Source organism: Streptosporangium sp. H16 (assembly GCF_051918855.1).
GTDB lineage: Bacteria > Actinomycetota > Actinomycetes > Streptosporangiales > Streptosporangiaceae > Streptosporangium.
On sequence record NZ_JBPXMD010000001.1, the window covers coordinates 446,678 to 465,536 of the forward strand.

The 18,859-nt window shown below is 71.0% G+C and carries 21 protein-coding genes; 14 read left to right on the forward strand and 7 right to left on the reverse strand.

The features are described from left to right. Positions 1-208: 208 nt before the first annotated feature. On the reverse strand, positions 209-364 hold the full coding sequence (locus ACTOQ2_RS01970) for a hypothetical protein (RefSeq protein WP_440097869.1): 156 nt from the start codon (positions 362-364) through the stop codon (positions 209-211). A 138-nt stretch (positions 365-502) separates the two neighbouring features. On the opposite strand from ACTOQ2_RS01970, the gene ACTOQ2_RS01975 reads away from it, so the two are divergent. Continuing rightward, entirely contained in the window at positions 503-1,045 is a 543-nt protein-coding gene (locus ACTOQ2_RS01975) for a Uma2 family endonuclease (protein ID WP_440097870.1), read from the forward strand. A 29-nt stretch (positions 1,046-1,074) separates the two neighbouring features. Here ACTOQ2_RS01975 and ACTOQ2_RS01980 read toward each other — a convergent pair whose 3' ends face one another. From ACTOQ2_RS01980 to ACTOQ2_RS02000, 5 genes are all read right to left on the reverse strand, one after another. After that, positions 1,075-1,848 (reverse strand): hypothetical protein, encoded by a 774-nt coding sequence (locus tag ACTOQ2_RS01980; RefSeq protein ID WP_440097871.1) that lies wholly within the window; start codon positions 1,846-1,848, stop codon positions 1,075-1,077. Beyond that, positions 1,845-2,498, reverse strand: coding sequence for an FG-GAP repeat domain-containing protein (locus ACTOQ2_RS01985; protein ID WP_440097872.1), 654 nt, complete (start codon positions 2,496-2,498; stop codon positions 1,845-1,847). The genes ACTOQ2_RS01980 and ACTOQ2_RS01985 overlap by 4 nt, the downstream gene beginning before the upstream one ends. Before the next feature lie 70 nt (positions 2,499-2,568). Further along, positions 2,569-3,966 (reverse strand): glutamine synthetase family protein, encoded by a 1,398-nt coding sequence (locus ACTOQ2_RS01990; protein WP_440097874.1) that lies wholly within the window; start codon positions 3,964-3,966, stop codon positions 2,569-2,571. Positions 3,967-4,099: 133 nt separating this feature from the next. Next, on the reverse strand, positions 4,100-4,789 hold the full coding sequence (locus ACTOQ2_RS01995) for a putative Ig domain-containing protein (RefSeq protein ID WP_440097875.1): 690 nt from the start codon (positions 4,787-4,789) through the stop codon (positions 4,100-4,102). A gap of 397 nt (positions 4,790-5,186) precedes the next feature. Beyond that, positions 5,187-5,348: a hypothetical protein gene (locus ACTOQ2_RS02000; RefSeq protein ID WP_362676260.1), complete on the reverse strand. Its 162-nt coding sequence runs from the start codon at positions 5,346-5,348 to the stop codon at positions 5,187-5,189. A gap of 556 nt (positions 5,349-5,904) precedes the next feature. On the opposite strand from ACTOQ2_RS02000, the gene ACTOQ2_RS02005 reads away from it, so the two are divergent. Beyond that, entirely contained in the window at positions 5,905-6,198 is a 294-nt protein-coding gene (locus ACTOQ2_RS02005) for a hypothetical protein (RefSeq protein ID WP_440097877.1), read from the forward strand. Between the two features lie 175 nt (positions 6,199-6,373). Here the strand turns inward: ACTOQ2_RS02005 and ACTOQ2_RS02010 are convergent, their stop codons facing one another. Further along, positions 6,374-7,003, reverse strand: coding sequence for a TIGR03085 family metal-binding protein (locus ACTOQ2_RS02010; RefSeq protein WP_440097878.1), 630 nt, complete (start codon positions 7,001-7,003; stop codon positions 6,374-6,376). 151 nt (positions 7,004-7,154) lie between these two features. On the opposite strand from ACTOQ2_RS02010, the gene ACTOQ2_RS02015 reads away from it, so the two are divergent. The 12 genes from ACTOQ2_RS02015 to ACTOQ2_RS02070 all read left to right on the forward strand — a co-directional run bounded on the left by ACTOQ2_RS02015 (position 7,155) and on the right by ACTOQ2_RS02070 (position 18,856). Next, positions 7,155-8,957, forward strand: coding sequence for an ABC transporter ATP-binding protein (locus ACTOQ2_RS02015; RefSeq protein ID WP_440098078.1), 1,803 nt, complete (start codon positions 7,155-7,157; stop codon positions 8,955-8,957). Between the two features lie 106 nt (positions 8,958-9,063). Continuing rightward, positions 9,064-10,836, forward strand: coding sequence for an ABC transporter ATP-binding protein (locus ACTOQ2_RS02020; protein ID WP_440097879.1), 1,773 nt, complete (start codon positions 9,064-9,066; stop codon positions 10,834-10,836). 154 nt (positions 10,837-10,990) lie between these two features. Beyond that, positions 10,991-11,947: a polyphosphate kinase 2 gene (gene ppk2, locus ACTOQ2_RS02025; RefSeq protein WP_440097880.1), complete on the forward strand. Its 957-nt coding sequence runs from the start codon at positions 10,991-10,993 to the stop codon at positions 11,945-11,947. A 66-nt stretch (positions 11,948-12,013) separates the two neighbouring features. Then, a complete protein-coding gene (gene hisI, locus ACTOQ2_RS02030) occupies positions 12,014-12,361 on the forward strand; it encodes a phosphoribosyl-AMP cyclohydrolase (RefSeq protein WP_440065001.1) in 348 nt (115 codons plus the stop codon). Continuing rightward, positions 12,358-12,960, forward strand: coding sequence for a Trp biosynthesis-associated membrane protein (locus tag ACTOQ2_RS02035; protein WP_440097881.1), 603 nt, complete (start codon positions 12,358-12,360; stop codon positions 12,958-12,960). The genes hisI and ACTOQ2_RS02035 overlap by 4 nt, the downstream gene beginning before the upstream one ends. A 201-nt stretch (positions 12,961-13,161) precedes the next feature. Further along, entirely contained in the window at positions 13,162-13,608 is a 447-nt protein-coding gene (locus ACTOQ2_RS02040; protein WP_440064999.1) for a DUF4190 domain-containing protein, read from the forward strand. 230 nt (positions 13,609-13,838) lie between these two features. Continuing rightward, positions 13,839-14,264 carry a DUF2752 domain-containing protein gene (locus tag ACTOQ2_RS02045; RefSeq protein ID WP_440098079.1) on the forward strand — a complete coding sequence of 142 codons (426 nt, stop codon included), beginning with the start codon at positions 13,839-13,841 and terminating at the stop codon, positions 14,262-14,264. Positions 14,265-14,434: 170 nt separating this feature from the next. Beyond that, positions 14,435-15,244, forward strand: a complete 810-nt coding sequence (trpC, locus tag ACTOQ2_RS02050; RefSeq protein WP_362842743.1) for an indole-3-glycerol phosphate synthase TrpC — start codon at positions 14,435-14,437, stop codon at positions 15,242-15,244. Positions 15,245-15,271: 27 nt separating this feature from the next. Beyond that, a complete protein-coding gene (trpB, locus tag ACTOQ2_RS02055) occupies positions 15,272-16,492 on the forward strand; it encodes a tryptophan synthase subunit beta (RefSeq protein ID WP_440098080.1) in 1,221 nt (406 codons plus the stop codon). 66 nt (positions 16,493-16,558) lie between these two features. After that, positions 16,559-17,353, forward strand: coding sequence for a tryptophan synthase subunit alpha (gene trpA / locus ACTOQ2_RS02060; protein WP_440082036.1), 795 nt, complete (start codon positions 16,559-16,561; stop codon positions 17,351-17,353). 205 nt (positions 17,354-17,558) lie between these two features. Further along, a complete protein-coding gene (locus ACTOQ2_RS02065; protein WP_440097882.1) occupies positions 17,559-18,092 on the forward strand; it encodes a MauE/DoxX family redox-associated membrane protein in 534 nt (177 codons plus the stop codon). Next, on the forward strand, positions 18,092-18,856 hold the full coding sequence (locus ACTOQ2_RS02070) for a DsbA family protein (RefSeq protein WP_440097884.1): 765 nt from the start codon (positions 18,092-18,094) through the stop codon (positions 18,854-18,856). The genes ACTOQ2_RS02065 and ACTOQ2_RS02070 overlap by 1 nt, the downstream gene beginning before the upstream one ends. Positions 18,857-18,859: the final 3 nt, after the last annotated feature.

The window sequence follows — 18,859 nt, forward strand, 5'->3', positions numbered from 1 at the left end:
GCACGGCGGTTCCGTCCTACGGGGGTGCGGGCCGTAGCCGCTCCGTTTCCGGCCGCCCAGGGTGCGTTCCCGCGCTGAAGCCTCCGTGCGGCCTGGTTCGAGGGTTGATCGCCGTAGCTGAAGCGCCACAGCGGAAAGGAGCTCAGGGCTGGGCCCCCATGCGCTCAGGGCTGTACGGGCTCGGCGTCCCACTCTGCATGCAGATGTGTTAGGCGGTGATGGAAAGGGCGCGGAGCCGTTCGTCCAGGTCGCGGACGTGTCTGTTGTCCTCCCAGGGGTGGAGGCGGGCGCGGGCCTGGCGTATGGAGTCGGCGAGTCTGGCGGAGCTGTGGCCGATGACGATCTGGGCGGTTTCGCCGATCATCGTGGCGGCCGAAGGAATCTCACGCTTTGTGATCAGCGGAAGCCGTGGTCACCGCGGTCTGAAGATGATCCGTTTGATGCGGCGCCGCATCTCGTTCGCTGGCATCATTGGATGTGGGCGAAGTGAGGAGGGGCCGAGATGTCAGATGATTCGAGGACGTTCAGTGAGCTCCTCGCGTTGGCGGCGGAGCGTGACGGGTACAAGGTCGAGTGGTACGCCGGGAAGATCGTGATGCAGGCGTCCGCGTCGGCCTTTCACAATCTGATCGTCAGCGAGACGATCCGCCAGATTCCCTCCGACGCGTGGTGGGCCCTGCCCGACATGGGGGTCGGGACCCCGGGTGACCATCGGGGGCCGCAGCCCGACATCGTGATCATTCCTGCCGGAAGCCTCAGCGACGACGAGAACCCGGTCCGCAAGGAGATCGTGGCGGCTGTCATCGAGGTCGTGTCGAAGAACACCCGCTCCGAGGACTACGGCGACAAGCCGGAGGCGTACGCCTCGATGGGGATCCCTGTCTACGTGATCATCGATCGTAAGTGCGAGACCATCAGGGTGTTCAGTGAACCCGACGTCAACCGTTACACCCGCGAGAACGTGAGCTCCTTTGGTAAACCGTTCACGATGCCGGAGCCGGTGCTGCTGACGATCAGCACGGAAGGTTATCCGGCCGCCCCGTAGCGGCGGTGATCTCGTCGGGCACCGGTGCCCTACCAGCCGCCGGTGCCGAAGGTGTTCTCGTCGCGGTCGCCGTCCGTCACCCACCACAGCGACAGCGCCGAGCCCCATTTCGGGACGTGGTTGACGGGGGACCATTTCAGCAGCAGTTCGTCCCGTCCGTCGCCGTCGTAGTCGGCCGATGCCCGGGGAAACGCCGGGCGCTCGTCGGGGCGCAGCTTGTGGCCGGACGGGTCCGTGGCCGGTCCGAGCCGGCGGATCGTCCTCCCGCCACGCCGCAGCCCGTTCCCCCCGCCGTGGAGCAGCTCGACGCTGTCGGGGAAACGGCTGATCGCGAGGTCGTCGGTCCCGTCACCGTCGAAGTCTCCCGCCACCATCGTCCGCGCGGATCCGAAGTTCCTGAACACCTGTGGCGCGCGCCCGGCCCCGCCGAAGTGGACGGTCATCACGCCGTCGACCCGGGGCGGCTCGGTCTCGTACCCCGGCTCGTTGTTGCGGCCGCCGCTGTCGGCGACCACGACGTCGCCCCTGCCGTCCCCGTCGAAGTCCCCCAGCGCGACGGCGTTGCCCTCGTTCAGCCGGTGGCTTCGGCGGGACAGCCCGCCCGGGCCGCCCCTGACGAGCCACGACGCCGACTGCCCGCCGTCGTTCGACTCGCGCACGAGCAGGTCGGTGGCGCGCCTTCCGCCGATCCTGCCCGCGACCAGGCCACCGGAGTCCAGGGTGACCTCCGAGGACTGGACGGTGCGACGGCGGGGGACGCCCTCCCGCGTGAACGGCCCGTACAGCACGACCAGGCTCTTCATGGTCGACTCGTTCCCGCTCGCCCCCTTCGTCGTCGGCGTCCACCGCGCCAGATCGGCCGCGCCTTCGCCGTCGAAGTCGCCCGGCACCGTTTCCGCGGAAAAGTGGTCGGGGGTACGGGCGTTCGGACGGCGGTCGGCCTCGCCTCCGGATCCACCCCCTTCGGGCCGCCCCACAGGATGTACGGGATGTTCGGACCGCTGTCCGCCCACACCACGTGGTGGCCGTGGACGAGGACGTCGGCGAAACCGTCGCCGTCGAGGTCGGCCGTGTTCGTGGACCAGCCGAACACGAGGTGGGCGCCGGGCACCACCGTCCTGGTCCAGGGATCCAGACCGTTCCTCGAGCCGTACACGATCACGAGGTCGGGCGACCAGGGACCGTGGAACATGACGAAGGTCAGGTCCGCGAAGCCGTCGCCGTTGACGTCGCCGGGGTCGCGGCCGCCCTTTCCCCCGGCGGGCGGCGACCCCTGTGACCTCAGCGACGCGGGCCGGGGGGTCGGTGACGGCGACGGTGACGGCGACGGTGACGGCGACGGTGGCGGCGGCTCGGGGAGCAGCGCCGCCGGCGTCACGTACGGGGCCGGAGACGCGTCCCGCCCGTCTCCGAGGCTGCATCGGCCGAGCAGGAGGACGAGTACCAGGGCCACTCCGGTCCTGCTTTTTATCGCGCCCTCCCACATATCTAGGGATGTACGGCGATATTAGGGCTTAAAAGATTTAGAAAACCCGGGAGTGGTGGAACAGCTCGTAGGCGGCGTCCTGGGCGGCGAAGGACCTGGCCTCGGAGCGTTTGACGGCCAGGTAGGCGGAGGCGCGCAGGGGGCCGAGGGCGTTCATGAGGACGTCGTCGGCCTCCAGGGCGTCCAGGGCCTCGTCCAGGGAGGCCGGGAGGCGGCGGACGCGTCCGGCGGGGAGGGTGGCGGGGTCGACGTTGACGGGGTCGCCGGGGTCGAGGCTGCGGCGGATGCCGTCCAGGCCCGCGTGGATGACGGCGCCCAGCGACAGGTAGGGGTTGGCCGAGGAGTCGGAGGGTTTGAGCTCCAGGTTGGCGGACGCCGCGGCGTCGCGCCCGGTGGGGGAGCAGATCCGCACCGCCGCCTCACGGTTGTCCATGCCGTAGCAGGCGTACGCGCTCGACCACGACCTCGGTGTCAGGCGCCGGAAGCTGTTCACCGATCCGCAGGTCAGCGCGGTGAGTGCCGGGAGGTGGGCGACCAGGCCGCCGATGAAGCGATAGGCGGCGGCCGACATGCCGTAGCGGTCCGAGGGGTCGCCGAAGGCGTTGGCCCGGAGCCCGGGGTCCCAGAGGGAGACGTGGAGGTGGGCGCCGTTGCCCGGCTGGCCGGCGAGGGGCTTGGGAGCGAGGGAGGCCCACATCGACATGCGCGCGGCGACGCCCCTGACCGTCTCGCGGTAGATCACGTGGTTGTCGGCGGCCTGGAGGGCGGGGGCGTGGTGGATCGACAGCTCGTGCTGGCCGTGGCCGAGCTCGGGATGGTAGTGCTCGGGCCGCAGGCCCTGGCTCTCCAGGGCGTGGAGCAGGGTCATCGTGTAGTCGTGGAGCTGGTTGAAACCGGCGGTGGAGTAACACAGGCTGTCGTCGGCGGGGACCAGCCGGTCCAGGCCGCCCGCGGGGTCGGGTTCGCGGCGGCCCAGGGTGAACTCGGGTTCGAAGGCGGCGACGAGGGCGTGCCCCTCGGCGGCCAGGGCGGCGACGGCCTCGCGCAGGAAGGTGCGCGGGCAGACGGGCCAGGCGGAGCCGTCGACCTGGCGCAGGTCCGCCAGCATGGCCGCGGCGCCGGGAGCATAGGGCAGGTGGACGAACGTGGCCGGATCGGGGACGAGGCGGACCTCTCCCACCGGGCCGAGGTCCTCGACGTCCTGGAGTTCGTCGAGCATGTTCATCGCCATCATCGCCACGGTGTGCCCGATGCCGGTGTGGAGCCGCTCCGCCAGCCGGGAGCGGGAGGTGGCCTTGCCCCTGATCACGCCGCCGTGGTCGGCGTACAGGAAGCGGACCAGCTCGGCGCCCTCGGTGTCGGCGCGTTCGACGACGCGGCGCGCCGCGGCGGTGTCGAGCGGGTGGGGGCCGGTCATGGCCTGCTGATCTCCCATGCCTCCTGCGTAACACGTCCTCGGGGGGAGGGGAAGCACCCGGGGACGCTCGCCCCGCGGCGATCCAAGGCGATCCGGGGCGATTCAGCGCGGTCCGGGGCGGTCCGGGGCGGTCGCGAGATTCCGGCCGCGGTCATGCGGTGGTCACGTCACCGCCGGAGTCACCGTCGGAGCAGGGCGCATCGGCGAGGGAGGAAGCCGGGGAGAGCGAGCGGGCGCACTCGCAGGTGATGGTGATCGTCACCGTGCCGGTGGCGCAGCCGCCGGAGGCGACGCAGGCCTCGACCGGGACCGTCCAGGTGCCGGGTACCCGGGAGGCGCCGCCGAGCAGGCCGTCGGCGTCGAGCGTGATCCCGGCGGGCAGGAGGGCGGGGTTGACCAGTCTGAAGGCGATCGTCTCGCCGGTCGGGCCGGCCAGGGTGACCCTTCCCCGCAGCGGCCGGTCGACGGGAGCGCCGAAGTGGCCGAGGGACGGGTGGGCCGAGAGGGACGAGGAGCCTCCCGCGAGGGACCGCCCGGTCCCGCCGCCGATCGATGTCCGTACGGAGGCCTGCACCGGCGCCGGGACGGGGGCCTGGACCGGCGCTTGGGCCGGTGCCGGTGCCGGTACCTGGGCCTGGACGGGCGACGGTGACGGTGACGGGGCCTGGACGGGTGCCGGTGCGTGGGCCGGTGACGGTGCCTGGGCCTGGACGGGTGCCGGAGCCGGAGGCGGGTCCGGTACCGGGATCGCGAGGGCGACCCGTGGGGTCGCCAGCACGCCGCACACGACGGCTCCGGCGACGATGGCCCCGATTCCGGGGAAACCCCGCTTGCCACGCATGAACGATCCCCCCGTACGAGAAACGGACTTCCCCCAGGGTGCCGGAAAGATCATCAAGGGAGTGCCGTGATGACTTCCGCGGTCATCCATGATCGGGTCAGGACGTTCGCCGTACGGGTGGTCTCCGTGTCATGTCACCTGGGTGTGGTCCGTACCGCCCTGGTTCCGTACCACGCTGTACGGCGGGGCCGCGCGACTTCGGGCGGCGGGGCGCGGGGGTGACCTCGTGGCTGGTTCGCGGGTACGGGGGTGCCGCGGCGGCTTCCGGTGATCGCCGCGATACGTTTCCGGGATCGGCGGGGCCGACGGCATGGCGTTCGACGCGGGGTGCGCGCTCCCCTGTGGGTCAGCGGGAACGCGGGTGAAGCGGTTCGGGCGGGAGGACCCCGCCGGGCGGTTAGGTGAGCACTCGGGTGAAGAACAGAGCCAACTGGTCTGCTCCCCTGATGATCCCGTCGAAGACTCCGTTGACCGCATTCGCCGCTTCGGCGGGTTTGGTGAACAGATAGAAGACCACGAAAGCTACCGCGAGGTAGGTGAGGATCTTCTTGACCTGCATGGGGGCCTCCTGGCAGTTCCAATCCCAGCCGTATATACCCGAATTTTATCGATCTTTGGCATCTGCGGCCCGGGTGGCTCCCGGATTTTGATGATCATACCCGTCTCGCGGGGGCGAGCCGCGGTCTGGTCGCGAGTTTGGCATAGGTCACACCCGCCATCGTGCGGTCGCGAGACGCTCCTGTCCAATCTTCATTGCCAGGTATACCGGTAGGGCTAGCCCGGCGCTGGACGTACGCCGAGCGCGGGGGTTGTTTTTGCTGGTCACCACTGATCCGGTGACCGGTCGTTCACGCCGGGAATCCGGTGTTGCCGACAGATGTCAGGAAACACGCGGCCTGCCGCCGGGCGGGCCGGGGCACGCCGCCCCGGGGCCGTTCGCCGATCCCCGATGGCACCGGGGGGCGACCGGTGCGCCCTTCCCGTTCCCGCTCGGGTCGCCGCGCGGGACAGATGGCGCGTAGGCGGCTGATGCGGCGTTTGTGGCTACAAAAAGAGGGGAATTTGTCGATGTATAGTAACTATAGGTAATTATTCATAAGCAGGGAGTGAGAACGATGACATCACCCGTCGGAGGCCAGCCAGGTGATCGGTCGCGGAGCGGCGGCTCTCGCGGGTTGTCCGGTGAGACGAAACCGGCGTTCCAGACCACCGAGTTCATCGCCTACATCGTCATCCTGGTCGCGATCGTGATCACGGCCTTCGTGGTCGGCGGTGACTCGCGCGGTTACGGTGACCCCTTCGGGGCGGAGCACGCCATCAAGTACATCACCGTTCTCACGATCGGTTACATGATCGCCCGAGGTCTGGCGAAGGCCGGAAGCCGGGACCGGGGCGACGGCGTCCGCTAGCCCGCCCGGTTTCCGGCCGCCGGCCGGCGGCTGATCGCCGGTCGTCCGGCGACAGGCCATCGGCCGTCAGCCGGCCGTCAGCCGGCCACTGTGGTCGCGAACCGTCGACGCCCGGACCGAGGTGATCCGGGTCGTCGCACACGACCTCTTCCCGCTCCCCGGGGAGCGGTTCCGCTCAGACGCCCAGGGGGGCGTCCATCAGCTGAGCCACGGTCTCCTCGTCGCCGCTCACGTCGACCTTGGCGTGGGACTGGCGGCCGAAGCAGAACAGCAGCAGTTCCCCGGCCGTGCCCGTCACCTCGACCTGAGGCCCCTCCTTGGGGCCGCCGATGGCGACGCCCCCGCCGATGTGGTGCAGGACCACCCGGACGGGAGAGCGGCGCAGGAACAGCCGGGCGCCGCGGTGGACCTGCTTCCAGAACCTCTGCTCCAGCTCGGCGGGCAGCTCCCGCGGCTCCCAGACCCGCTGCGCCCGCCGCACGTCCTCGTGGTGGATGAAGAGCTCCGTCGTGTTGACCGCCTCGTCCAGGCCGGGCAGGCGGTAGACCCCGGAAGGCCCGGAACGCACGAGTTCGACGAGGCCCGCGTACCCCTTCCTGGTCTTCGTGGACTCCTGCACCTTGGCGGTGTACCCGGCCAGCGGCTTGAGGAGGATGCCTCCGGCGGCGTCGGGGCGGCTCTCGCGGACGACGAGGTGGGCGGCGAGGTCGAAGGTGGTCCAGCCCTCGCAGAGCGTGGGGGCATCCGGGCCGAGCTGGGCGAACAGGTCGCTGAGCGCGGATCGTTCGGCGCGGGCGTAGTTCATTTCAGGTCCTAACAAGCCGTTGTGTGAGCAACCGGAGGGGTGAGCGTGACACTACCGAAGGTGGTTCGGGAATAACCCGATGATCCACAGTGATAGGGACTTAGGTAACAACGTTCCCCGTCGAAAGGACACCCCCCGCGTGGCGAGCAAGATGACCACCGCAGTCATGCGCAGGGGACTCGGGGTCCTCGGGGTGGCCATCCGGGCGGAGAAGGCGATCTTCTCCGCCGCGGTGCTGTCCAGCGCCCTGTACGGCGTGATGACCGTCGCCGCGGCGTGGGCACTGGGCTGGGCCACCGACCACGTCGTGCTCCCGGCCTTCAGGGACGGGCGGATCACGACGGGCACCCTAACCCTCGGCGCGCTCCTCATCCTCGGGGTCTCCCTGCTCAAGGCGCTGGGCGTGGCCGGGCGGCGGTATTTCGCCGGGGTCATGCAGTATCGGATGCAGGCCCGCTCCCGCCGCGACGTCACCCGCCAGTATCTGAGGCTTCCCCTGGCCTGGCATCACAGGCACCCGACCGGGCAACTGCTGTCCAACGCCGGGTCCGACGTGGAGGCCGCCTGGGCGCCGCTCGCCCCGCTGCCGATGGCCGTCGGCGTGGTCGTGATGCTGGTGACCGCCGCCGTCGCGATGGTGATCACCGATCCGATCCTCGCTCTCGTCGGTTTCCTGGTCTTTCCCGCGATCGCCGTGCTCAACCTGGTCTACCAGCGCAGGCTCAACCCGCTGGCCACCCGCGCCCAGCAGTTGCGCGCCGAGGTCAGCGAGATCGCCCACGAGAGCTTCGACGGCGCCCTGGTCGTCAAGACCCTCGGCCGCGAGGACGAGGAGACCGCCAGGTTCCAGGCCAAGGCGGGCGAGCTGCGCGACGCCAACATCGCCGTGGGCCGGGTCCGCGGGCTGTTCGACCCGATGCTGGAGGCGCTGCCCACCCTGGGCGTGCTCGCCGTGCTGCTGATCGGCGTGATGCGGCTGGAGAGCGGCGCGATCGGCTCGGGCGTGCTCGTCCAGGTCGCCTACCTGTTCACCCTGCTGGCCTTCCCGATCCGCGCGCTCGGCTGGGTGCTCGCCGAGCTGCCCAGGTCCGTCGTCGGCTACGAGCGGATCCAGGCCGTGCTCGAGGCCACCGGCTCCATGGAGCACGGCGCCGTCGAGCTGCCCGGCGGCGAACCCGCCAGGCTGGAGGTCCGCGACCTCGGCTACGCCTACGGCGACGGTGAGTTCCCCGTCCTGCGCGAGGTGAGCCTGGAGGTCGGGCCCGGCCGTACCGTCGCCCTGGTCGGACCCACCGGCTCCGGCAAGTCGACGCTCGCCCAGGCCCTCGTCCGCCTGGTCGACCCGGCGGAGGGCGTCGTGCTGGTGGACGGCACGGACCTGCGCGACGTCGCCAGGAACGGGGTCAGCGACGCGGTGGCGCTGGTGCCGCAGCAGACGTTCCTGTTCGACGACACCGTACGCGGCAACGTCACCCTCGGCCGGCCGATCGCGGACGAGGACGTCTGGGCGGCGCTGCGCCTGGCGCAGGCCGAGGGGTTCGTCAGCGCCCTGCCCTCGGGGCTGGACACCCGGGTCGGCGAGCGCGGCACCACCCTGTCGGGCGGCCAGCGCCAGCGGATCGCCCTGGCCCGCGCGCTGGTGCGCCGCCCGCGGCTGCTCGTCCTGGACGACGCCACCTCCAGCGTCGACCCGCAGGTCGAGGCGAGGATCCTGTACGGGCTGCGGGACGCGGCCCAGGTCTCCACCGTGGTCGTCATCGCCTACCGGATGGCCACCATCGCCCTGGCCGACGAGGTCGTCTACCTCGACCACGGCCGGGTCGTCGACCGGGGCGGCCACGCGGAGCTGCTCGCCCGCTGCGAGGGCTACCGCAACCTGGTCACCGCTTACGAACGCCAGGGCGCCGAGCGCGAGGCGCTCGACGCCGAGCAAGAGGAAGAGGTCAGCGCGTGAGGAAGCACCACCGGCCGGGTGAGCACCCCGCCGGGACGACGCGGGGCGAGCGGGGCCGCGGTCCGCTGGGGCCGAGGCTGGGGCTGGGGCTGGGAGGACGGTGCCGGTGAGCTCGTTCCAGGGAGTCGAGCGCTCCGGGCTGGCCACCGTCAGGCACGGCCTGTCGCTCACGCCGGAGTTCCGCAAGGGGCTGGCCGGTACGCTCGCGCTGGCCGTGGTGGCCACGGTCGGCAAGATCATCGTGCCGATCGCCGTCCAGCAGACCATCGACACGGGGCTCGCGAAGGGGGCCCCGGACGTGGCCTACGTCCGCACCGCCGTGCTGCTGTGCGCCGCCGCCGTGGTGTTCACCGCGCTGTGCGCGTACCTGATGAACGTCCGCCTCTACCGGGCCACCGAGTCCTCGCTCGCCACGCTCAGGGTGCGCGGCTTCCGGCACGTGCACGACCTGTCGGTGCTCACCCAGAACTCCGAGCGGCGCGGCGCCCTCGTCTCCCGGGTCACCGGCGACGTCGACCAGATCAGCGTGTTCATGCAGTGGGGCGGGCTGATGATCATCATCGCCCTGGGCCAGCTCCTGGTCGCCACCGGGCTGATGTTCGTCTACTCCTGGCAGCTCGCCCTGCTGGTGTGGCTGTGCTTCCTGCCGCTCATGGTCGTCCTGCCGCGCTTCCAGCGATGGCTGTCCGGCGCCTACACGCGGGTCCGCGAGCGCACCGGCGACATGCTCTCCGCCGTCAGCGAGTCGGTCGTGGGCGCGGCCGTGATCAGGGCCCACGGCTCCGAGGCCCGTACGGCCGAGCGGCTCGACGTCGCGATCGACGCCAACATGGCGGCGCAGGCCCGCACCCAGCGGATCGTCGCGACCGTGTTCCCGCTGACCGAGATCGTCGCCGCCGTCACCCTGGCGGCCGTGGTGCTGGTCGGGGTGCGGCTCGGGCTGGCGCAGGACATCACCGAGGGGCGCCTGGTCGCCTTCCTGTTCCTCATCACGCTGTTCGTCTCGCCGATGCAGATCGCCACCGAGGTGCTCAACGAGGCGCAGAACGCCGTCGCCGGGTGGCGGCGCATCCTCGGCGTGCTCGACACCCCCGCCGACGTCGCCGACCCGGGCCCGGAGGGCGTCGAGCTGCCGCGCGGTCCCATCTCGGTCTCCTTCGAGGACGTGGAGTTCTCCTACCCCGGAGGGGTCCCGGTGCTGCACGGGGTCTCGGCGGACATCCCGCCGCGCTCGCGGATCGCCGTGGTGGGGGAGACCGGTTCCGGCAAGACGACCTTCGCCAAGCTGCTCACCCGCCTGATGGACCCGGTCTCGGGGCGGATCACGGTCGACGGCCACGACCTGCGGACCGTCCGGTTCTCCTCGCTGCGCAGCCGCATCGTCATGGTGCCGCAGGACGGCTTCCTGTTCGACGGCACCCTGGCGGAGAACATCGCCTTCGGCCGCCCCTCGGCGACCGAGGCGGAGATCCGGCTCGCCATGACCGAGCTGGGGCTCACCGACTGGCTGGAGGGACTGCCCGCCGACCTGTCGACCAGGGTCGGCCAGCGCGGCGAGTCGCTGTCGGCGGGCGAGCGCCAGCTCGTCGCGCTCGCCCGCGCCTACCTGGCCGACCCCGACCTGCTGCTGCTGGACGAGGCCACCTCCGCGGTGGACCCGGCGACGGAGGTGCGGCTGGCCCGCGCCCTGGAGGGCGTCACGCGGGGCCGCACCGCCGTCTCCATCGCCCACCGGCTCTCCACCGCCGAGGCGGCGGACGAGGTGTTCGTCTTCGACAGGGGCCGGATCGTGCAGCGCGGCCCGCACGCCGAGCTGGTGCGCCGGCCCGGCGTCTACGCGGACCTGCACGCCTCCTGGGTCTCGGCCGCCCGCTCCTAGCGGATCGGCCGCGCCCTCGGCCGGGACGGACCGCCAGGCGAAGAGGGGACGGACCACCCGCGAAGAAAGGGATGCCCGGGAAGGATTAGCCTGTTCAGAGGGTGGTAGGGGCAGTGCGGAGGCGGGCCCCACGCCCGCCCGAGGGAAGGGACCGATGGCAGAGTTGGTTGGCGGGGAGCGGTCGGAAGGCCAGTTCCCCGTGGTGGACGTTCACGCGGCGATAGACCGCAGCGATCTGCTCGACGAGCTGACCGACCTGCGGGTCAACGACGATGACGACGACGATCCCGTCCTGCTCCGCAAGGACGGCAGCCCGGTCGACACCTGGCGGGAGAAGTACCCCTACGGCGAGCGGATGGGGCGGGCGGAGTACGACCGGATCAAGCGGCTGCTCCAGATCGAGCTGCTCAAGCTCCAGTACTGGATCAAGGACACCGGGGGACGCATGGTCGTCCTCTTCGAGGGGCGCGACGCCGCGGGCAAGGGCGGCACGATCAAGCGGTTCATGGAGCACCTCAACCCCCGGGGCGCGAACGTGGTGGCGCTGGAGAAGCCGAGCGAGCGCGAGAGCACCCAGTGGTACTTCCAGCGCTACATCTCCCACCTGCCCGCCGCCGGCGAGATGGTCTTCTTCGACCGCTCCTGGTACAACCGCGCCGGGGTCGAGCGGGTGATGCGCTTCTGCACCCCCGAGGAGTACCTGGAGTTCCTGGAGCAGGCCCCCGAGTTCGAGCGCATGCTCGTCCGCGACGGCATCCACCTGGTGAAGTTCTGGTTCTCGGTCTCGCGGTCCGAGCAGCGCACCCGGTTCGTGATCCGCCAGGTCGACCCGGTGCGGCAGTGGAAGCTGTCGCCGATGGACCTGGAGTCGCTCGACAAGTGGGAGGACTACACCGCCGCCAAGGAGGACATGTTCGTCAACACCGACACGGAGGAGGCCCCGTGGACGGTGATCAAGAGCAATGACAAGAAGCGGGCCCGGATCGAGGCCATGCGGCACGTCCTGAGCCTGTTCGAGTACGAGAACAAGGACCACGAGGTCGTCGGCGTCCCCGACCCCAAGATCGTCGTCCACGCCGCCGACGTGCTCGACGACGACCGCAGCCACTGAGGCGAAGACCGGCTACGAGACCAGGCCGGACGCGACCCCTCCTCCCGGTTGCGGCACAATTGCCGCATGTCCCTTGACCTCGCCATCGCGGCCCGGCTGAAGCGCACCGCCGACGGGCTGGTTCCCGCCGTCGTCCAGCAGTACGACACCGGCGAGGTGCTCATGCTCGCCTGGATGGACGACGAGGCGCTGCACCGCACGCTCACCACGGGAAGGGCCACCTACTGGTCGCGCAGCCGCGGGGCCTACTGGGTGAAGGGCGACACCTCCGGCCACGTCCAGCACGTCAAGTCCGCCGCGCTCGACTGCGACGGCGACACCATCCTGCTCAGGGTCGACCAGGTGGGCGCCGCCTGCCACACCGGCGACCGGACCTGCTTCGACGCCGGCGAGCTGACGGTGACCCGGGCGTGACGGGCAGGCGGGAGCTGTGGATCTGGCTGGCGGCGTGCGTGGCGGGCGCCGCGCTCGTGCTCCTCGCCGCCGGGCGCGACTGGTTCACCGTGACGTACGACACCCGCGAGGTGGCGGTCTCCGCCGCCGAACTGGTGCCCGCGCTCGGCCCCGCCGCCTGGGCGGGGCTCGCCGCGGTGGTCGCGGTCCTCGCCACGGGAGGCGTGTGGCGCGGGATCGTCGGAGCGGTGATGGCGCTCGGCGGGGCCGGGATGATCGCCGGTTCCTGGTGGGGGAGCGGCGCGAGCGCCGCGCTGCGGATCTCCGCCGAGCAGGCGCCGATGTCCGCCGGCACCGTCCCACAGGTCGCGCCGGCCGTCGTCTGGCCGATCCTTGCCTCCGCCGGGGGGCTCCTGCTGCTGGCCGGAGGAGTGGCGGTGATCCTGCGCGGCGGGCGCTGGCCGGGCATGTCCGGCCGCTACGACCGGCAGGGGCCCGGTCCCGGGGGTACCGCGAACCGTCCCGCTCCCGCCGAGAGGGCCCTCGGCGAGCGGGCGCTGTGGGACGCCCTCGACGAGGGCACCGACCCCACGGCCGACCCGGACCCCCGCGAGCGCTGACCCCGGCGGTCGGCACCGACCAGATCGAGTCCAGCTCCCGGCGGACCCCCGCGAGCGCCGACCCCGGCGAGCGCTGATCCCCGTCCTGCGCTTTCGGCCACGACTTGCTCACAACGCGCTCACAAGCGCGAACGGATCCTCTCCTTCCGGGAGCATTTTCGCTAGGATTTCGCCCGCAACTCGGATAATTGGGGGTCATTCATGAGCTATGGCAATCACTCGGATGGCTATGGCCAGACCCCAGGGGGCGGCGGTTACGGCCCCCCGGGTGGCTACGACTCGTCCGGCGGTTACGGCACCGGAGGGCACGGCGGGTACGGCCAGCCCGGTGGCGGTTACGGCCAGCCCGGCGGCTACGACCCCTACGGGGGGTACGGCAAGCCGCCCAAAGGCAACAACGGCATGGCCATCGCCGCGCTGATCATGGGCATCGTGGGGTTGTTCAGCTGCGGGCTCCCCTCGATCGTGGGTGCGGTGCTCGGCCACATCTCGCTGGGACAGATCAACCGGACGGGCGAGGAGGGCCGGGGCATGGCCGTCGCGGGCCTGGTCCTGTCCTATTTCGGCATCCTGTGCTGGCTGGGCGTGGTGTTGCTGTTCTGGCTGATCGGGGCCGGCGCCCTCATCGGCAGCGGTGGGGGCTACTGACGCGGGGGCCGGGCGTCCGGCGCCGGTTCGCGACCGGCCGCTCCCGCAGGGGCACGCGACCGGTCCCGGTTCCCGCGGGGGTTCGCGCCCGGCGGCGCGGTGGCGGCGTGGGTAGGGTGACCGGTGAGGGCCGGTGAGAGATGGCCACCGGTGAAGGGTGCTGACGGGCCGGTTGATGGCATGGTGAGGGCACAGCGACGGCACAGCGACGGCACGGTGACGGCGTGGTGATGGGGAAGACCGAGGGTCCGCGCGGGGCGCGTGCGGCGGCCGTGCTGGCGCCGCTCGGCGTCGCGCTGGCGGCGGGCGCGGCGGTGGCGTTCGTGGGGGCGGTGAATCCCGGCGAGCCGGGCCACTACCCGACCTGCCCTTTCCTCATGCTCACCGGCCTCTACTGCCCCGGTTGCGGCGGCCTGCGAACGGTGTACGCGCTCGTCCACGGGGATCCCGTGGCGGCTCTGGGGCTCAATCCGTTCGTCGCGCTCATGATCCCGGTGCTGGTCGTTCTCTGGGGCCGTTGGACGCTGCGTGCCTGGTCGGGCGGTGTGCCCGCCGGGAAATCCATTCGCCCGGCGTACGTGTGGTCATTGCTCGCTTTGCTGGTCGTGTTTTGGATAGTGCGAAATCTTCCTTTTGGGGAATTCCTGGCCCCATAGTCACCGATAGGTCTCACCCCGTGGCGGAGCGACCCCGGCAGGGCCGATAGCATCGGCGGAACAAGGGCAGTCGATTCGGGAGGGGCCTTACTCGTGAGCGAGCGGAGCGAGCGAACCACGGATACGGCAGCGTTCGCGAACCTGGCCCCGGAGCTTCGCGAGGAGGGCAAGTGAGCGTGCTCGAGGAGATCCTCGAAGGAGTCCGCGCCGATCTGGCCGAGCGGCAGGAGAAGGTGACGCTGGCCGAGCTCAAGGAGCGGGCCGGGCGGGCACCGGCCCCCCGTGACGCGTACGCGGCGCTGGGCGGCGACCAGGTGGCGGTCATCGCCGAGGTCAAGCGCTCCAGCCCGTCCAAGGGCGCCCTGGCCGCGATCGCCGACCCCGCCGCGCTGGCGGGTGACTACGAGTCGGGCGGCGCCCACGTCATCAGCGTGCTCACCGAGCGGCGTCGCTTCGGCGGCAGCCTCGACGACCTGGCCGCCGTGCGCGCCGTCGTCGACATCCCGGTGCTGCGCAAGGACTTCATCGTCACCTCGTACCAGCTCTGGGAGGCCCGTGCCTACGGCGCCGACCTGGCGCTGCTGATCGTCGCGGCGCTCGACCAGAACGCGCTGGTCTCGCTGATCGAGCGGGCCGAGTCGATCGGGCTCACCCCGCTGGTCGAGGTGCACACCGAGGAGGAGCTCGACCGGGCGCTCGCCGCCGGAGCGAAGATCATCGGTGTCAACGCGCGGAACCTCAAGACCCTCGAGGTCGACCGCGAGGTGTTCGCCAAGCTGGCTCCCAAGATCCCCGACGGCGTCATCAAGATCGCCGAGTCGGGCGTGCGCGGCCCCCACGACCTGCTCGCCTACGCCAGGGCGGGAGCCGACGCCGTCCTGGTCGGCGAGAGCCTGGTGACCGGCAAGGACCCGCGGGCCGCCGTGGTCGACCTGGTCACCGCCGGTGCCCACCCCGCATCCCGACCCGAGGGGCAGTAAGCAGTGACAACGCACGACGGAACCGTCATCACCACCGCCGACCTCGCGGGCAACGCCGCGCACGGCGACGACCCCGACATCCACGGCAAGTTCGGCGTCTTCGGCGGGCGCTACGTGCCCGAGGCACTCATCCCGGCGCTGGACGAGGTCGCGGCGGAGTACGACAAGGCGAAGAACGACGAGGCGTTCATCCGGGAGTTCGACCACCTGCTGCGCACCTACGCCGGGCGGCCGACCACGCTGACCGACGTCCCCCGCTTCGCCGAGCAGGCGGGCGGCGCCCGGATCATCCTCAAGCGCGAGGACCTGACCCACACCGGCGCCCACAAGATCAACAATGTGCTCGGCCAGGCCCTGCTGACCAAGCGCCTGGGCAAGACGCGGGTGATCGCCGAGACCGGTGCCGGCCAGCACGGCGTCGCCACCGCGACCGCCGCCGCCCTGATGGGCCTGGAGTGCGTCATCTACATGGGGGCCGTCGACTGCGAGCGCCAGGCGCTCAACGTCGCCCGCATGAAGCTGCTCGGCGCCACCGTCGTCCCGGTCACCAACGGCAGCCAGACCCTCAAGGACGCCATCAACGAGGCGTTCCGCGACTGGGTCGCCAACGTCGACCGTACCCACTATCTCTTCGGCACCATCGCGGGCCCGCACCCGTTCCCGGAGATCGTCCGCGACTTCGCCCGGATCATCGGCGTCGAGGCCCGCCGCCAGATGCTGGAGCTTACCGGCGGGCTGCCCGACGCGGTCGCCGCCGCCGTCGGCGGGGGATCGAACGCCATCGGCATCTTCCACGCCTTCCTCGACGACCCGGACGTCCGGCTGCACGGCTACGAGGCGGGCGGGCGGGGCCTGGAGAGCGGCGAGCACGCCCTCACCCTCACCGCGGGCTCCATCGGCGTGCTGCACGGCTCGCGCACCTACGTGCTGCAGGACGACGAGGGCCAGACGATCGAGTCGCACTCGATCTCGGCCGGGCTCGACTACCCCGGCGTCGGCCCCGAGCACGCCTGGCTCAAGGACAGCGGCCGCGCCACCTACCACGGCATCACCGACGCCGAGGCGATGGACGCCTTCGCGCTGCTCGCCCGCACCGAGGGCATCATCCCCGCGATCGAGTCCTCGCACGCGCTCGCCGGAGCCCTCAAGCTCGGTCGCGAGATGGGTCCCGAGGCGACGATCCTGGTCAACCTCTCGGGCCGGGGCGACAAGGACATGAGCACCGCGATGAAGTACTTCAACCTCTGACCCTCTGACGACCGACTTGCTTCCCCTCCGGCGGCCCGGAGGGGACGAACCGCAACGGAAGTAACGATGACGACTCTCCAGACGGTGTTCGCCAAGGCTAAGGCGGACGACCGCGCCGCCCTCATCGGATACCTGCCCGCCGGGTTCCCCAGCAAGGACGGTGCGATCGCCGTCGCCACCGCCATGGTGGAGGCGGGCTGCGACGTGATCGAGATCGGCCTGCCCTACTCGGACCCCCTCATGGACGGTCCGACGATCCAGGACGCCGTCCACCGGGCGCTGACCAACGGCACCCGCATCGCCGACGTGCTGCGCACGGTCGAGGGCGTGGCCGCCACCGGTGCCGCCACCCTGGTCATGACGTACTGGAACCCGATCGACCGCTACGGCGCCGACCGCTTCGCCCGGGACCTGGCGAACGCGGGCGGGGTGGGCACCATCACGCCCGACCTGACCCCCGAGGAGGCCGGCCCCTGGCGCGAGGCCAGCGCCGCGGCCGGGATCGACACCGTCTTCCTGGTCGCGCCGAGCTCCACCGAGGCCCGCATCAAGGCCGTCGTCGACAGCTGCACCGGCTTCGTCTACGCGGCGTCGCTGATGGGCGTCACCGGCGCCCGCGAATCGGTCGGCGAGGCCGCGCAGGGCCTGGTCGAGCGCACCCGCCCGCACACCTCCCTGCCGGTGTGCGTCGGCCTGGGCGTCGGCACCGGGCGGCAGGCCGCCGAGGTCGCAGGCTACGCCGACGGCGTCATCGTGGGGTCGGCGTTCATCCGCCGCGTCCTGGACGCTCCCGACGAGGCCTCGGGCCTGGCGGCGGTCCGCGAGCTGGGCGCCGAGCTGGCGGCGGGCGTCCGAGGCTGAGGACCCACCGGGGCGCGGCTCCCTCGCGACGGGGCCGCACTCCGGTCTTTTGCCTGTCAGGCAGGCTTATTCAACGCTTATCCAGCCCGTGATGAGGTTTCCTTCGGATACCTTGCGTTCGCCGGAGACGTCCGTGCCCGGGGCCTGGAATAGGAGAATGGTGCTCGTGACCTCTGATAACCCCGCGCCCAATAGGTCGCGTATCGTGATTTCGGCGCTACCCTGGGTAACGACCGTCTCACGGCTGGTGCTGGCGGGCGTGCTGATCGTCGCGGGTTGGGGCAAGATCGGCACCCCGGTGCTCTCGGTTCAGGCGGTCGAGGCATATGAACTGCTCCCTGAATCGCTCGCCACGGTGGTCGGCTACGGCCTGCCGATCCTGGAGATCGTCGTGGGGGTGTTGCTGGTCGTCGGGCTGCTCACCCGGGCGGCGGGTGTCATCTCGGCACTGCTCATGCTGGCGTTCGTCATCGGGATCGCCTCGGCGTGGGCGCGCGGGCTGCGCATCGACTGCGGCTGCTTCGGCGGCGGCGGTCAGCTGGCGGCCGGGGTGGAGCCCGACTACCTCATCGACATCCTGCGTGACTTCGGTCTCTTCGGGCTCGGCGTGCTCGTCGCCTGGTTTCCTCCGGGCCGCTTCGCGCTGGACTCCGCCCTGGGACTCACCCCGGGGCGGGAGCCGTACGACGACCCTGGCGGCGACGACGAAGAGGAGCCCCAGGAAAAGGAGACCGTCTGATGGGCAAGGCCGCGCGGGAGCAGTCGGCGCGTGATCGGATCAAGGCACAGCGCGAAGAGCAGATGGTGAAGGAGAGGCGCAAGCGTATGGCGACCATCGGAACGGCCGCCGTCGTCGCGATCGCCGCCGTCGGGGCAGGCTGGTGGTTCGCCGCCCAGAGCAGCAGGTCCGAGCAGGTCGGCGCCGCGCTCGCGCCGGTCACCGTCGCCGCGGACGGCTCGGTGGTCATGGCCAAGGCGGGCGTGGAGAAGCCGGTCCTGGACGTCTTCGAGGACTTCCAATGCCCCGCCTGCGAGGCGCTGGAGAGGACCAGCGGCGCCACGATCAAGAACCTGGCGGCCGAGGGTAAGGCCAAGGTGGTCTACCACCCGATCACGATCTTCTCGGAGCAGACCAACAAGGGCATCACCCGGGGCAACTCCCTTCGCGCAGGGGCCGCTTCCCGCTGCATCGCCGGAGGCGCGCCCTGGAGCAGGTTCCACGACAGGTTGTTCGAGGAGCAGCCGTCGGAGAGCGTGGAAGGCTTCACGATCCCCGACCTGATCGCCTGGGGCAAGGACGCCGGGGTGACCGACGCCGGCTTCGAGAAGTGCGTGACCAGCCAGGAGAAGGCGTCCGCGCACCTCGCCTACAGCGCCGAGGTTCTGAAGAGCCAGAAGCTCACGGGCACCCCGACGCTGAAGCTCAACGGCACCGAGGTGGACACCGCGGTGGCTTTCAAGCCGGCCGACCTACGCCAGGCCGTTCTTGATGCCGCCAAGTAGCGC

Excerpts from the sequence above, each read along its gene's own strand:
- ACTOQ2_RS01970 (WP_440097869.1), bottom strand. The coding sequence starts at position 364 with ATGATCGGCGAAACCGCCCAGATCGTCATCGGCCACAGCTCCGCCAGA.
- ACTOQ2_RS01975 (WP_440097870.1), top strand. The coding sequence starts at position 503 with ATGTCAGATGATTCGAGGACGTTCAGTGAGCTCCTCGCGTTGGCGGCG.
- ACTOQ2_RS01980 (WP_440097871.1), bottom strand. The coding sequence starts at position 1,848 with ATGAAGAGCCTGGTCGTGCTGTACGGGCCGTTCACGCGGGAGGGCGTC.
- ACTOQ2_RS01990 (WP_440097874.1), bottom strand. The coding sequence starts at position 3,966 with ATGGGAGATCAGCAGGCCATGACCGGCCCCCACCCGCTCGACACCGCC.
- ACTOQ2_RS01995 (WP_440097875.1), bottom strand. The coding sequence starts at position 4,789 with ATGCGTGGCAAGCGGGGTTTCCCCGGAATCGGGGCCATCGTCGCCGGA.
- ACTOQ2_RS02000 (WP_362676260.1), bottom strand. The coding sequence starts at position 5,348 with ATGCAGGTCAAGAAGATCCTCACCTACCTCGCGGTAGCTTTCGTGGTC.
- ACTOQ2_RS02005 (WP_440097877.1), top strand. The coding sequence starts at position 5,905 with ATGACATCACCCGTCGGAGGCCAGCCAGGTGATCGGTCGCGGAGCGGC.
- ACTOQ2_RS02010 (WP_440097878.1), bottom strand. The coding sequence starts at position 7,003 with ATGAACTACGCCCGCGCCGAACGATCCGCGCTCAGCGACCTGTTCGCC.
- ACTOQ2_RS02015 (WP_440098078.1), top strand. The coding sequence starts at position 7,155 with ATGACCACCGCAGTCATGCGCAGGGGACTCGGGGTCCTCGGGGTGGCC.
- ppk2 (WP_440097880.1), top strand. The coding sequence starts at position 10,991 with ATGGCAGAGTTGGTTGGCGGGGAGCGGTCGGAAGGCCAGTTCCCCGTG.
- hisI (WP_440065001.1), top strand. The coding sequence starts at position 12,014 with ATGTCCCTTGACCTCGCCATCGCGGCCCGGCTGAAGCGCACCGCCGAC.
- ACTOQ2_RS02040 (WP_440064999.1), top strand. The coding sequence starts at position 13,162 with ATGAGCTATGGCAATCACTCGGATGGCTATGGCCAGACCCCAGGGGGC.
- ACTOQ2_RS02045 (WP_440098079.1), top strand. The coding sequence starts at position 13,839 with ATGGGGAAGACCGAGGGTCCGCGCGGGGCGCGTGCGGCGGCCGTGCTG.
- trpA (WP_440082036.1), top strand. The coding sequence starts at position 16,559 with ATGACGACTCTCCAGACGGTGTTCGCCAAGGCTAAGGCGGACGACCGC.
- ACTOQ2_RS02070 (WP_440097884.1), top strand. The coding sequence starts at position 18,092 with ATGGGCAAGGCCGCGCGGGAGCAGTCGGCGCGTGATCGGATCAAGGCA.